This is a genomic window from Erythrobacteraceae bacterium WH01K, from assembly GCA_027941995.1.
Classification (GTDB): Bacteria; Pseudomonadota; Alphaproteobacteria; order Sphingomonadales; family Sphingomonadaceae; genus CAJXSN01.
On the sequence record CP115966.1, the window covers coordinates 229,924 to 242,856 of the forward strand.

Consider the following 12,933-nt stretch of genomic DNA (forward strand, 5'->3'; position numbering starts at 1 on the left):
TGGGTGATTGTAATTGGACAGTCGCCCACTCCGGTAGACGAGGCCTACCCGACGACGCCTGCGGCTGCCAGCACCGACAGTGTCAGCAGGTCCGGAGCGATCGCCGTCATCGGCGCGATCTGGACCGGCTTTTCCATGCCGACCAGCATTGGTCCAACGGTCGCATCCCCGCCCAGTTCGCGCAACAGTTTGGCCGACAGGTTGGCGCTTTGCAGGCCCGGCATGATGAGGACGTTGGCGGGGCCGGAAAGACGGCTGAAGGGATATTGCTGCATCACCTTCTCGTTCAGCGCGGCATCGGGCGCCATCTCGCCTTCATATTCGAAGCCGACATCCTCCTCGTCGAGGATGGCCACAGCCTCGCGGATATTATTCAGCCATTGGCCCGAAGGGTTGCCGAAGGTGGAATAGGACAGGAACGCCACGCGCGGCTCGTGCCCCATGCGGCGCGCGACGGCAGCCGTTTCCTTGGCGATATGCGCCAATTCTTCCGCCGTGGGCCGTTCGTTGATCGTGGTGTCGGCGAGGAAGGTCGTGTGCGACTTGCCGATCATCATGTGAATGCCGAACGGGACAGCGCCCTCTTTCGGGTCCAGCACGCGGTTCACTTCGCGTGCCGTCTGCGAGAAAGTACGGGTCAGGCCCGATATCATCGCGTCGCCATGACCCAGCGCCACCAGCAGCGCAGCGAAGACATTGCGTTCCTGGTTGACCATGCGGCTGACGTCGCGCTGGGTGTATCCCTTGCGCTGCAGGCGTTTGTACAGGAACTCTCTCATCTCCGGCACCTTGTCCGAGATGTTCGAGTTCTCGATCTCGAAACTGCCCGGATCGTCGACGCCCAGGGCATGCAGGCGGTCGACGACGTTCTTCGTCCGCCCGACAAGGATGGGCGTCCCGTAGCCGAAATCGCGGTACTGGATCGCGGCGCGCAGGACGACGTCTTCCTCCGCCTCTGCAAACACCATGCGTTTCGGGTTGGCCTTGCACTGGTCGTAGACCCGCGTGAGCGCGGAAGTGGTGGGATTGAGCCGCGCCTTCAGGCTCAGGCGGTAGGCATCGAAATCCTCGATCCGGTCCTGCGCCACGCCGCTGTCCATCGCCGCCTTTGCCACGGCCGAGGACACGACTTCCATCAGGCGCGGGTCGAACGGAGCAGGGATGATGTAATCGCTGCCGAATTTGTGGTTGATGCCATAGGCGGCGGCCACTTCCTCGGGCACGCGTTCGCGGGCCAGCGCGGCGATGGCTTCGGCCGCCGCGACCTTCATCTCCTCGTTAATGGCGGTCGCGCGCACGTCCAGAGCGCCGCGGAAGATGAAGGGGAAGCCCAGCACGTTGTTGACCTGGTTGGGATAGTCGCTGCGCCCGGTGGCGATGATCGCGTCGGGGCGGACCTTCTTGGCCTCGTCCGGCATGATCTCGGGCACGGGGTTGGCCATCGCGAAGATGATGGGCTGGTCCGCCATGTCCTCGATCCATTCCGGCTTCAGCGCGCCGGCCGCCGACAGGCCGAGGAAGATGTCCGCGCCCTTCAGCGCTTCGTGCAGGTCCTTCGCATCGGTTTCCACCGCGTGGGCGCTCTTCCACTGGTCGACATTCTCGCGCCCCGGAGTGATCGGACCGGAGCGATCGCATACGATGACCTGATCGTGCGGGATACCGAGCGCCTTGATCAGCGCGGTGCAGGCGAGAGCGCTGGCGCCTGCGCCGTTCACCACCATGCGGCAGTCCTTCAGGTTGCGGCCCGTCAGGTGGCAGGCATTGATCAGGCCGGCGGCCGCGATGATTGCGGTGCCGTGCTGGTCGTCATGCATGACGGGAATATTCATGCGTTCGCGCAGGGCCTGTTCGATGATGAAGCATTCGGGCGCGGCGATGTCTTCCAGGTTCACGCCGCCGAAGCTCGGCTCCATCAGGGCGACCGCCTCGATGAACTTGTCCGGGTCTTCCGTGTCCAGCTCGATATCGATCGAATCGACGTCGGCGAAGCGCTTGAACAGGACGGCCTTGCCTTCCATCACCGGCTTCGATGCCAGCGCGCCCAGATTGCCGAGGCCAAGGATGGCCGTCCCGTTGGAAATGACCGCCACGAGGTTCGCGCGCGCCGTGTATTTCGCCGCGTCGGCGGGGTTTTCGGCAATCGCTTCCACCGGTGCAGCCACGCCCGGCGAATAGGCGAGGCTCAGGTCGCGCTGTGTTGCCATGGGCTTGCTGGCGACGATCTCGATCTTACCCGGCCGGATCGTCTCGTGATAGAAAAGCGCCTCGCGCGTGGTGAAACCGGCCTGCTTTTCACCCGGTGCGTTATCGTCTGCCATGCCAACCTCTTGCAATGATGGAGGTGCCACTATCGCGTGCCGGGCGCGAGCGATAGGGGAAAGCCGTGTCCGCGTGACTCCCGAATCGTCGCCGCTGGGGCTACGCCGTCCCCGTGGCAGCCAAATCGACCCCCATGATGCAGCAATATCTGGCCCTGAAGGAAGAGGCCGGGGAGTGCCTGCTGTTCTACCGCATGGGCGATTTCTTCGAACTGTTCTTCGACGATGCGAAGGTCGCGGCCGGCGTGCTGGACATCGCCCTGACCTCTCGCGGAGAGCAGGACGGGGAGCCGGTGCCGATGTGCGGTGTACCGGTGCATTCAGCGGAAGGGTATCTCGCGCGGCTGATCAAGGCAGGCTGCCGCGTCGCCATTGCCGAGCAGACCGAGACCCCTGAAGAAGCAAAGAAGCGCGCGAAGCGCGAGGGATCGCCGGTGTCGAAGGCGCTGGTCGCGCGCGACATCGTGCGCTTCGTGACCGCCGGTACGCTGACCGAAGATGCGCTGCTGGAACCGCGCCGGGCGAACCTGCTGGCTGCGGCATGCGAGGTACGGGGTGTTATCGGGCTCGCCGCCATCGACATTTCCACCGGACGGATGACGCTGGAGGAGGTCGCGCACGGCGCACTGGACGCGGCGCTGGCACGCCTTTCGCCGAGCGAGGTCATCGTGCCCGAAGGGTGGGAGCCTGGCCCGGCAGGCGCCATCGCTCGGCCGAAAACGGATTTCGGCAGCGACGAGGGCGAGGCACGGCTGAAATCGATCCACAAGGTCGCGACGCTGGACGGGTTCGGAAGCTTCTCCCGCGCCATGCTGGCAGCGGCGGGCGGCCTCGTCGCGTATCTGGACCATGCCGGGCGCGGCACCCTCCCCCTCCTGCTCCCACCCGTCGTGCAGGGGGGCGAGCGCCACATGGCGATGGACGCCGCCACGCGCAGCAGCCTGGAAATACTGGCGGCACAGGACGGGCGGCGCGAAGGCAGCCTGCTGGCGGCCATCGATCGCTGCGTAACCGGCGCAGGAGCCCGGCAACTGGCAGAGGACCTGGGCGCGCCGCTATACGACAGCGCCGGGATCGAGGAACGCCTCGCGCTGGTGCGGTTCTTCCACGAGGATCCTCTGCTGCGGTCGGACCTGCGCGATGCCTTACGCTCCGTGCCCGATATCGGGCGGGCGCTAGGCCGGATCGTCTCGGGCCGGGGAAGCCCCCGCGATCTGGGGCAGGTGCGCGACGGCCTGGCCGAATCGCGGCGTCTGCGCGACCATCTCTCGGCCAAGCCCGACCGGCCGGCCCTGCTGGAAAGCCTGTTGCCTGCAATGGGCGGCCACGGAGCGTTGGTCGACCTGCTGCAGCGCGCACTGGTGGCATCGCCGCCGACCTCGCGCGACCAGGGCGGCTTCGTTGCCGAGGGGTTCGACGCAGCGCTCGACGAATTGCGCGCCACATCCGGCAATGCACGCCGCGCGATCGCCGCGCTGGAGGCCCGCTACCGCGATGAAACCGGCGTCGAGCACCTGAAAATCAAGCATAATGGCGTGCTGGGCTATTTCGTCGAAGTACCGAGCAGGCATGCCGACACGCTGATGGCGCCGGACAGCGGATTTACCCATCGCCAGACCATGGCCGGCGCCGTCCGGTTCAACTCGCTGCAACTGCACGAGGAAGCCGGACGCATCAGCGAAGCGGGCGGCAAGGCGCTGGCAGCGGAAGAGGCGCATTTCGAGGAATTGTGCGAACAGGTTGCCGCCAGCCGCGAAGCCATCGCCGCGACGGCCGACGCACTGGCCCGGATCGACGTATCCGCCGGGCAGGCGGAGCGGGCGGCCGACGGAAACTGGGCCCGGCCCGAGATAATGGACGAAGCTTGCCTCGAAATTACGGCCGGCCGGCATCCTGTGGTCGAGAGCGCTCTTGCCGCGTCGGGCGAGCGGTTCGTGCCCAATGACTGCACGCTGGCACCGGACAATCGGCTCTGGCTGATCGGCGGGCCGAACATGGGCGGCAAGTCGACCTTCCTGCGCCAGAACGCGCTGATCGTCCTGCTGGCCCAGGCCGGGGGCTACGTCCCGGCGGACGCTGCGCGGATCGGGCTGGTGGATCGCCTGTTCAGCCGTGTAGGAGCATCGGACAATCTGGCGCGTGGCCGTTCCACCTTCATGGTCGAGATGGTGGAGACCGCCGCCATCCTGTCGCAGGCGACGGAGCGCAGCTTCGTGATCCTGGACGAGGTCGGGCGAGGCACATCGACCTATGACGGGCTGGCGCTGGCCTGGGCGGTCGTGGAAGCGGTGCACGAGACGAACCGCAGCCGCTGCCTGTTCGCGACGCATTACCACGAATTGTCGCGGTTGGCGGATAGCTGCGATGCGCTGAGCCTGCACCATGTCCGTGCCCGTGAATGGAAAGGGGATTTGGTCCTGCTTCACGAACTGGCAGAAGGGCCCGCAGACCGCAGCTACGGGCTTGCCGTGGCCAAGCTGGCAGGCGTGCCGCAGGGCGTCGTCAAACGCGCCAAATCGGTGCTCGACCGGCTCGAGAAGGGCCGCGCGGAAACCGGCGGGCTGGCGGCGGGCCTGGGCGACTTGCCCCTGTTTGCCGCAGCGCTGGCGCAGCCGGAGGCGGACGAGAGCGATGCCCTGCGCGACAGGCTGGACGCACTGGACGTCGATTCCCTCGCCCCGCGCGAAGCGCTGGACCTGCTTTACGATCTGAAGCGACTGGCAGGCGAAACCAAAGATTAAGGACGCGGTGGATAGGTTTATGGCATGTCAGGTCCCATGCTCCGGAACCGGGTGGCCGCCATCGCCATCGTCGTCCTCACCTTGGCCGGTGTGGCGAGCCTTGTGGGTACCGAGGACAATGAAGGCGCCCTGACGTCGGCGACGAAGGCACTGGCCGAAAAGGCCGCCGCGTCTTCGGAAGCGGGACCGCGCAACCCTGATGCAACTGCCCCGGCCGCCGTAACGGAGATCGCCTCGCCGCCTGCCCCCGCGCAATTTCCCACCGAGTTTGCCGATGACGAGAGCCTGATCGACGATGCGCGGGGGTTCGACCCCTCGCCCGTCGTCGACGACCCGGCAGAGGGTGAAGTGGTCGGCGTCATCGAAGGCAATGAGAACGGCGTCTCGCAATTGGGTGTCGGGTCGCCGGTGGTCGCAGGGGGTTTGGAACCCTAGAGCGCCGTTCGTGCGTTAGGCGCGCATGGGCGAGAAACACGACATCTCCGACAAGCACCGGAATACCGACAGCAATGACCTTGCTGCAGAACGGACGGACCTGGCGGAAGACCGCAACATCATGGCAATGGAGAGGACCTTTGCCGGGTGGATGCGGACGGCTTTTGCCGCCATCGGTATCGGCCTCGCATTCAGGGCCGTATTCGGCGAGTTCGACCCGCCATGGCTCGCCCGCGCCATCGCGACCGCGTTCATCCTGCTGGGCGCATTTGTCGCGTTCACGGCAGAGCGGCGCGCTTGCCGGACCTTTACCCGGCTCAACGCACACCAGCTTCATGCGCCGGAAATACCCAGTATTCGCTGGCTGGGATGGGGCGTCACTGCCGGCGCGGTATTCCTCGCCATAGCCCTGTGGGTCCTGCACGACGGCTGATCTCGAAGACCAGCCGCCGCCTGAACCAGAGTAAATCAGTTCAAATCAGGTGCCGTCGCCGCGAAGGCCATCGGGCTTGACCGCCTTGCCATACTTGTCAACATTGTCGTCATGGTTCGGCTCGCCCTTGTAGGCGTCCATATCAATCCGGCCCGAACTTTCCATGTCGCGCATATGATCGACCGTGTCCTGGGTCGAATCGCCCATCAGGCCTGAGCTGTTGTCGCTTTTCGTGCTCTCGGTCGGGCTGCCGGTTTCGCGGGTCGTCTGCTGTGCTTCGCGGGCGACTTTCTGCGCCTGGTTGCGATGGTCGTCCTGCTCGTCATTGTGGTTTTCAGGCGCAAGGTTCGCCATCCGCTCTTCCTTGCTTTCGCCAACGTCGGGGGTGGTCTTGTTCGTATCGGTCATGCCGGAAATCTCCTTTGCATGACCAACGGGCATGGCCCCCACCCGTTCCTACCGCGTGGCGACGGGCGCTTCACCGGAATAGTCGTAGAAGCCACGGCCCGTCTTGCGGCCGAGCCACCCGGCCTCGACATATTTCACCAGCAGCGGAGCGGGGCGATACTTCGTGTCGCGCGTGGTCTTGTAGAGGACCTTGATGATGTCGAGGCAGGTATCGAGCCCGACGAAATCGGCCAGCTGCAGCGGACCCATCGGGTGGTTCAGGCCAAGGCGGCACCCCTTGTCGATATCTTCGATGCTGGCGGTGGACTGGCCTAGCACGAAGACCGCCTCGTTGATCATCGGCAGCAGGATGCGGTTGACGACGAAGCCGGGCTCGTCCTGAGACAGCACGACTTCCTTGCCCAGACTTTCGGCGAAAGCGACGGTGCGCTGGGTGACCTCCTCGGACGTGGCAAGGCCGGGGATGACTTCGATCAGGCCCATCACGGGAACCGGGTTGAAGAAGTGCAGGCCGATGAACCGTGCCGGATCGGGCGAGAAATTCGCCATCCGGGTAATCGGGATGGAACTGGTGTTGGAAGCCATGATCGCGCCTTGCGACAGGACTTCGCTCGCCTTCTCGAAGATCGCCTGCTTGATCGGCTCTTTCTCGGTCGCGGCCTCGATGATCATGTCGGCTTCCGCCATCGGAGAATAATCGCCGACCGGCTCGATCCGGGCGAGCAGCGCCTCGGCATCGGCGACTTCCATCTTGCCTCGCCCGACCAGCTTGCCCAGGGCGGCGTCGATTTTCTTGAGCGAGGCTTCCGCAGTGGCGAGATCGATATCGGCCAGCAGCACCTTCATCCCGTGCTGTGCCACGGTCTGGGCGATGCCCGACCCCATCTGTCCGGCCCCGATCACGCCAATGGTCTGCATAATGATATCCGTCTCTTCGCAGTTGCAGCAAAGAGGCGCTGTTAGCGGGGTCGCACCCGGAAAGCTACCGCAGAGGCACAGCGCGCCTTACCGGTTCTGGCCCGGCACCCATTTCACGTCAGCGCGTCCATCGTCGTTCAGCACCCGGGCCATGACGAACAGCAGGTCGGACAGGCGGTTGATATAGCTCAGCGCCGCCGGATTGACCGGTTCGGCATCAGCGAGAGCGGCAACGCCTCGTTCGGCTGCGCGGGTGGAGGCGCGGGCGACATGGACGCGGGCCGCCGCTTCGCTTCCGCCCGGAAGGACGAAACTGGTGAGCGGTTCCAGCCGATCGTTCAGGGCGTCGATCTGCGTCTCCAGCCACTGGGTCTGCGATGCCACCATGCGCAGCGTCATCTCGCCCGGCTCGAAATCCTCTCCCGGTGTCGCGATGTCCGCGCCGAGGTCGAACAGGTCGTTCTGGATGCGGAACAGCGTTGCGGCATTCTTGCCGTCATCCAGCGCGGCGGCTGCGAGCCCGATGGCGCTGTTCGCCTCGTCCACCAGCCCGATCGCCTCCATGCGCGGATCGTGCTTCGCGCGGCGGGACCCGTCGACGAGACCGGTGGTGCCGTCGTCCCCGGTGCGGGTGTAGATCCTGTTGAGCTTGACCATGCGGCCCGCCCTAGCGGCGTTACTGGGAAATCGCGAGGAGGATTGCCACCACCACGATGGCCAGCGCCTGGTACTTGATGCGGTTGAACATCATCTTGTTCTGCATAAGCTGCATTTCCGACACCTGGTCCACCTGTCCGCTTTCCAGATCGATCTTCGTGCTTTTCATGAAGGCGATGATCCCGCGCACCAGCGATACGACGACCAGCAGGGCGAGAATGACGATGGCGATGATGAGGATCGTTTGCATGGGCAGTATCTAGTCCTTTTCCAGCCGATTTCCACACGGCCATTCGCCCATACGGACCTTTTCCGCCCAGGCGAAGCCGTTTTCGCCCGTCTCGCGGTGATCCGACAGCGCTTTCGACCCGCGCCGCTTGGCAAGCTTGCGGCCGTCTTCGTCCAAGAGCAAGGCGTGGTGATGCCACCGCGGCACGGGCAGGCCCAGCACCGCCTGCAGCAGCCGGTGGACATGGGTGGCGGCGAACAGGTCGCGCCCGCGCGTGACCAGCGTGACGCCGTCGGCGGCATCGTCCAGCGTCACGGCGAGGTGGTAGCTGGCCGGCAGGTCCTTGCGCACCAGCACGGGGTCGCCGATCGAAAGCGGGTCGGCGGCCTGCTCGCCTGCCAGCGCATCGTGCCATGTCAGCGGGCCGGACAGTTCCAGCGCGCGGCGCACATCGAGCCGCCATGCCGCGCTTTCTTCCCCGACATCGGAGCGCCCGCGGCAGGTTCCGGGATAGACCGGTCCCTCCGGACCGATGGTGGTTGCGGCCTCGGCAATCTGCGCGCGGGTGCAGGTGCAGGGATAAAGCAGGCCGGCGTCTCGCAGCCGCTGGGCCGCGAGGATGTAGCTGGCCCCGCGCGTGCCCTGCGCGGGCACCTCCTCCCATTCCAGCCCCAGCCATTCCAGGTCGCGGCGAAATTCGTGGCTGAGTTCCGGGCGCGATCGCGGTCCGTCGATATCCTCTATCCTGAGCAGGAAACGCCCGCCTGCCTCCCGCGCCAGGTCGTGCGCGACAATAGCGCTGTAGGCATGGCCCCAGTGCAGCGGTCCATTGGGACTGGGGGCGAAGCGGGTGACGGTCATGGGGCCCCCTTACACCAATGCAGGGCCCAAGGGGCAGGTTTTGCCGGGCAAAAGCATGGATATAACCTGTGTCACGGGCTTGACGCTTTTGTCTGATTAGGGATGTTCGTATCAATTCGGGAGGGACGCGAGACGTGTTCACAGCCTATGTTTAGGGCCGAGATGATCGAAACCGCGGCGCGGTTCAGGAGCGCCGACGACGATCCGACACGAAACCTGTCGGCTTGCCCGGCACTGGTGCTGAACGCGGATTATACCCCGCTTTCCTATTATCCGCTGAGCCTGTGGCCCTGGCAGACCGCTATCAAGGCGGTGTTCCTCGACCGGGTGACCATCGTCGAAAGCTACGACCGGGAAGTGCACTCCCCCTCGCTCGACATGGCCATCCCCAGCGTGATCGCGCTGAAGCAATATGTGAAGCATTCCGAATTCCCGGCCTTCACCCGCTTCAACCTGTTCCTGCGCGACCGGTTCACCTGCCAGTATTGCGGCAGCCCCGATACGCTGACGTTCGACCACGTGATCCCGCGCCGGCTCGGCGGCAAGACGACGTGGGAAAATATCGCCACCGCCTGCGCCCCGTGCAACATGAAGAAGGGCGGTCGCACGCCCCGGCAGGCGCATATGCACCTCGCCAGCCAGCCGATCCGCCCGACGAGCTGGCAATTGCAGCAATACGGCAAGAGCTTCCCGCCGAACTACCTCCACGAAACCTGGCGCGACTGGCTCTACTGGGACATCGAGCTGGAGGAGTAACACGTTGCGCTGAGAGGGATTCTGCCTTCGCTTTTTCCCTTGTCGCCCATACCGAACTGAAATAAATATTGCCTCGCGCCAATCTGGGTGCCGGGAATACCAAATCCATGAAAAATCTGGGTCTCGCCGGGTTCGTGCCGGTGATTATTGCTCTTGGCGGATGCACCGCCATGGCGATCAACAGTGCCGGTAACGAGCTTGCCGATTACTGCACGGAAATGGGCGAAGAATTGGGCGTCGAGACGCGTATCGCCCCGAAATATGCGGGATCGCGCGGCGGGATGTTCGGCAACGTCGTGGTTTCGGGCGTTTGCCTCAGCCCCGAGGAAAAGGGCTACGAAGACGCCATGACGATCGAGGAATACCGCGCTTCGCCCAAGAAACCGCCAGCATAAACCTCTGGCGGCGCATGACTGCCGCGATCATGTCACCGCCGCCCGCTTGTTGAATTCCGGGCGCTGCCATTCCCCGTTTTCCAGTACCTCGGCCAGGTGCCGGGCGGTTTCGGCCATGTCTTCGAAGCGGAGGTAGGCGGGGGCGAAGCCCAGCCGCAGGACGTCGGGGGCGCGGAAGTCTCCGATGACACCGCGGGCGATCAGGGCCTGGCACAGGGCGTAGGCGTCCTGGTGGCGGAAGCTGAGTTGGCTGCCACGCTGGTCTGCATCTTCGGGGCTGACGAGGTCGAGCGAAACGCCGGCTTCGGACAGGCATTCCAGCAGGAAACCGCTCAGCGCTTGGCTCTTCTCCCACAGCCGGTCGACACCGATCTCGGCGACGAGGTGCACGCCCTCCTCCAGCGCCGCGACGCTGAGGATCGGGGCGGTGCCGCATAGCAGGCGGTCGACGCCGGGGGCGGGCTGGTAATCGTCATCGAAGGCGAAAGGCTGCGCGTGGCCCATCCAGCCACTGAGGGGCTGCTCGAGGGCCCCGTGATGGCGCTCGGCCACGAAGGCATAGGCCGGTGCACCGGGGCCGCCATTCAGATATTTATATCCGCATCCGACCGCGAAATCCGCCCCGCATTCGTTCAGCGCCACCGGCATCGCGCCGCCGGTATGCGACAGGTCCCACAGGACCAGTGCGCCCGCGTCCTGCGCCGCTTTGGTCAGCGCGGCCATGTCGTATTTCTGGCCGGTCTTGTAATGGACGTGGGTGAGCAGCAGCAGCGCGACATCATCGTTTAGCGCATCGACAATCGCATCGCGGTCAGCCAGCCGCTGCTCTGCGAGGCCCTGCTTCTCCAGCCCCTGGATCATGTAAAGGTCAGTCGGGAAGTTGCCCGGTTCGCTCAGGATCACCTTGCGGCCCGATTGCATGGCCAGCGCCGCAGAGATCAGCTTGAACAGGTTCACGGACACGCTGTCCGCCACGATCACCTCGTGCGCCTCGGCCCCGATCAGCGGAGCGATCTTGCCGCCGACGCGCTGGGGGAGCCCGATCCAGTCAGCGGTGTTCCAGCTCTTGATGAGATCGCCGCCCCATTCCTCGCGGACCACCTGTTCCAGCCTCGCGGGCGTCGATTTCGGCAACGCGCCCAGCGAATTCCCGTCGAGATAGATCACGCCTTCGGGCAGGTCGAAACGGTCGCGATATTGCGCCAGCGGGTCCGCCGCATCCAGTTCGCGCGCCCGCTCAAGCATGGGGCCGAGAATGTTCATGGCAGTTCTCGCAAAATCGCCCGGGTGAGCCCCGCATCGCCGCCACCGACCTTCAGCGGCAAAGCGATCAGCTCGTATCGCCCCTCCGGTACGTCATCGAGCACCAGACCTTCGAGGATACGCATATCGTGCTTCGCCACCGCCTTGTGCGCGTCCATTGTCTTGCTGTCCTGAGGGTCGACGCTCGGCGCATCGGTGCCGATCAGCTTCACGCCCTGCAGCGCGAGCCATTCCACCGTCTCCGCCGCGATCGGCAGCCAGTCGCTGCGCCATTCGCCATGCGGGAAGGCGTCCCACTGGCGGAACAGCACGCGGTCGGCGCTTTCGATATGCGGCAGGTCGGCCACGTCGATCTCGCCCGAGACGCCGCGCGCATCGACCACCAGGCACTCGCCGATGAATGGATCGAGCGCCATGCTCGCCGCGTCCAGCCCCTCGGCATCGTAATGCAGCGGCGCATCGGCATGGGTGCCGGAATGCGTGCTCATCGTCATCCGCCCGACATTGACCGGCGAGCCGTCGTCCATCCGCCATGTGCGCTCGAAAGCGAAGTCGGTATCGCCCGGCCACACCGGCAGGCCCCCCTTTTCATTAGAAGGGCGCAGGACCTGGCTGATATCCCAAATGCGCCGCTGGCTTTTCCACGAGCTCATATGGCGGTCCTCACGCTCAGCAATTCAGGGAAGAATGCGGCCTTCAGCACGCCCGCAAGGTAGGGCACGCCGGGCGTTCCGCCGGTGCCCTGCTTGAAGCCGATGATCCGTTCGACCGTCTTCAAATGGCCGAAGCGCCAGCGCTGGAAATGGTATTCCAGATCGACCAGCTTTTCGGCCAGTTCGTAAAGGTCCCAATGCGTCTGCGGATCGCGGTAGATAACCGCCCATGCAGCCTCGACGCTGGGCACATGCTCCCACGGCGCGTCGAGCGGGCGTTCCAGCACGTCTGCAGCAATGGCGAACCCGCGCCGCGCCAGCAGCGCGACCGTTTCGGCATAGATGCTGGGCCGCCGCAGTTCCGCCCGCAGTTCCTCGGCGACGTCGGGCGTTGCCTCGTGCATGGTCACCATGTCGGGTTTGCGCCCGCCGAGCAGGAATTCCATCATCCGGTACTGCGCGCTCTGGAACCCGCTCGACCCGCCCAGATGCGGGCGCACCGTGGAATAATCGTGCGGGGTCATCGTGCTCAGCACATCCCAGCTCTGGATCAGCTGACCCTGCGCCCGCGCCACACGGGCCAGCATCTTGAAGGCGGGGCGAAGATCGTCCGCCGCGATGCGCTCCCGCGCCAGCTCCAGCTCGTGCAGGCACAGTTTCAGCCACAGCTCGCTCGCCTGGTGGACGATGATGAACAGCATTTCGTCATGCGCCCCCGAGACGGGGTGCTGCGCGGAAAGAATGCGGTCGAGATCGAGATAGCTGGAATAGGTAACGTCTGAGGACATGGCGATGTCCCTATACCAAACCGCAGCAAGGGTCAGCCCTGACGCATTCAGGCCCGCATTTCTCAGCCGCGGTGT

Annotated in this window: 14 protein-coding genes; 5 read left to right on the top strand and 9 right to left on the bottom strand. The window is 65.0% G+C overall.

The window, feature by feature from the left end:
• Nucleotides 1-44: 44 nt before the first annotated feature.
• Entirely contained in the window at nt 45-2,321 is a 2,277-nt protein-coding gene (locus PF049_01155) for an NADP-dependent malic enzyme (GenBank protein ID WBY16806.1), read from the bottom strand.
• A 134-nt stretch (nt 2,322-2,455) separates the two neighbouring features.
• Here PF049_01155 and mutS point away from each other — a divergent pair, with 134 nt between their 5' ends.
• From mutS to PF049_01170, 3 genes are read left to right on the top strand one after another with little or no spacing between them, the layout of a single operon-like run.
• Nucleotides 2,456-5,062 (top strand): DNA mismatch repair protein MutS, encoded by a 2,607-nt coding sequence (gene mutS, locus PF049_01160; protein ID WBY16807.1) that lies wholly within the window; start codon nt 2,456-2,458, stop codon nt 5,060-5,062.
• A gap of 24 nt (nt 5,063-5,086) precedes the next feature.
• Nucleotides 5,087-5,497 carry a hypothetical protein gene (locus PF049_01165; protein ID WBY16808.1) on the top strand — a complete coding sequence of 137 codons (411 nt, stop codon included), beginning with the start codon at nt 5,087-5,089 and terminating at the stop codon, nt 5,495-5,497.
• A gap of 25 nt (nt 5,498-5,522) precedes the next feature.
• Nucleotides 5,523-5,930 (top strand): DUF202 domain-containing protein, encoded by a 408-nt coding sequence (locus PF049_01170; protein WBY16809.1) that lies wholly within the window; start codon nt 5,523-5,525, stop codon nt 5,928-5,930.
• Between the two features lie 45 nt (nt 5,931-5,975).
• On the opposite strand, the gene PF049_01175 is transcribed toward PF049_01170, so the two are convergent.
• The 5 genes from PF049_01175 to gluQRS form a co-directional block, all read right to left on the bottom strand.
• Nucleotides 5,976-6,338, bottom strand: coding sequence for a hypothetical protein (locus PF049_01175; protein ID WBY16810.1), 363 nt, complete (start codon nt 6,336-6,338; stop codon nt 5,976-5,978).
• A 48-nt stretch (nt 6,339-6,386) separates the two neighbouring features.
• Nucleotides 6,387-7,256 carry a 3-hydroxyacyl-CoA dehydrogenase NAD-binding domain-containing protein gene (locus PF049_01180; GenBank protein WBY16811.1) on the bottom strand — a complete coding sequence of 290 codons (870 nt, stop codon included), beginning with the start codon at nt 7,254-7,256 and terminating at the stop codon, nt 6,387-6,389.
• Between the two features lie 87 nt (nt 7,257-7,343).
• Nucleotides 7,344-7,913 carry a cob(I)yrinic acid a,c-diamide adenosyltransferase gene (locus PF049_01185; protein ID WBY16812.1) on the bottom strand — a complete coding sequence of 190 codons (570 nt, stop codon included), beginning with the start codon at nt 7,911-7,913 and terminating at the stop codon, nt 7,344-7,346.
• Nucleotides 7,914-7,932: 19 nt separating this feature from the next.
• On the bottom strand, nt 7,933-8,163 hold the full coding sequence (locus PF049_01190; GenBank protein ID WBY16813.1) for an HIG1 domain-containing protein: 231 nt from the start codon (nt 8,161-8,163) through the stop codon (nt 7,933-7,935).
• Nucleotides 8,164-8,172: 9 nt separating this feature from the next.
• A complete protein-coding gene (gluQRS, locus tag PF049_01195; protein ID WBY16814.1) occupies nt 8,173-9,003 on the bottom strand; it encodes a tRNA glutamyl-Q(34) synthetase GluQRS in 831 nt (276 codons plus the stop codon).
• Between the two features lie 147 nt (nt 9,004-9,150).
• On the opposite strand from gluQRS, the gene PF049_01200 reads away from it, so the two are divergent.
• Together PF049_01200 and PF049_01205 are read left to right on the top strand one after the other, a co-directional pair.
• On the top strand, nt 9,151-9,759 hold the full coding sequence (locus PF049_01200; protein WBY16815.1) for an HNH endonuclease: 609 nt from the start codon (nt 9,151-9,153) through the stop codon (nt 9,757-9,759).
• A 107-nt stretch (nt 9,760-9,866) separates the two neighbouring features.
• Nucleotides 9,867-10,154, top strand: coding sequence for a hypothetical protein (locus PF049_01205; GenBank protein WBY16816.1), 288 nt, complete (start codon nt 9,867-9,869; stop codon nt 10,152-10,154).
• Nucleotides 10,155-10,181: 27 nt separating this feature from the next.
• On the opposite strand, the gene kynU is transcribed toward PF049_01205, so the two are convergent.
• From kynU to PF049_01220, 3 genes are read right to left on the bottom strand one after another with little or no spacing between them, the layout of a single operon-like run.
• Nucleotides 10,182-11,399 (bottom strand): kynureninase, encoded by a 1,218-nt coding sequence (gene kynU, locus PF049_01210; GenBank protein WBY17947.1) that lies wholly within the window; start codon nt 11,397-11,399, stop codon nt 10,182-10,184.
• Nucleotides 11,400-11,413: 14 nt separating this feature from the next.
• Nucleotides 11,414-12,070, bottom strand: a complete 657-nt coding sequence (gene kynB, locus PF049_01215; GenBank protein WBY16817.1) for an arylformamidase — start codon at nt 12,068-12,070, stop codon at nt 11,414-11,416.
• Nucleotides 12,067-12,858 (bottom strand): tryptophan 2,3-dioxygenase family protein, encoded by a 792-nt coding sequence (locus PF049_01220; GenBank protein WBY16818.1) that lies wholly within the window; start codon nt 12,856-12,858, stop codon nt 12,067-12,069. The genes kynB and PF049_01220 overlap by 4 nt, the downstream gene beginning before the upstream one ends.
• Between the last annotated feature and the right edge of the window lie 75 nt (nt 12,859-12,933).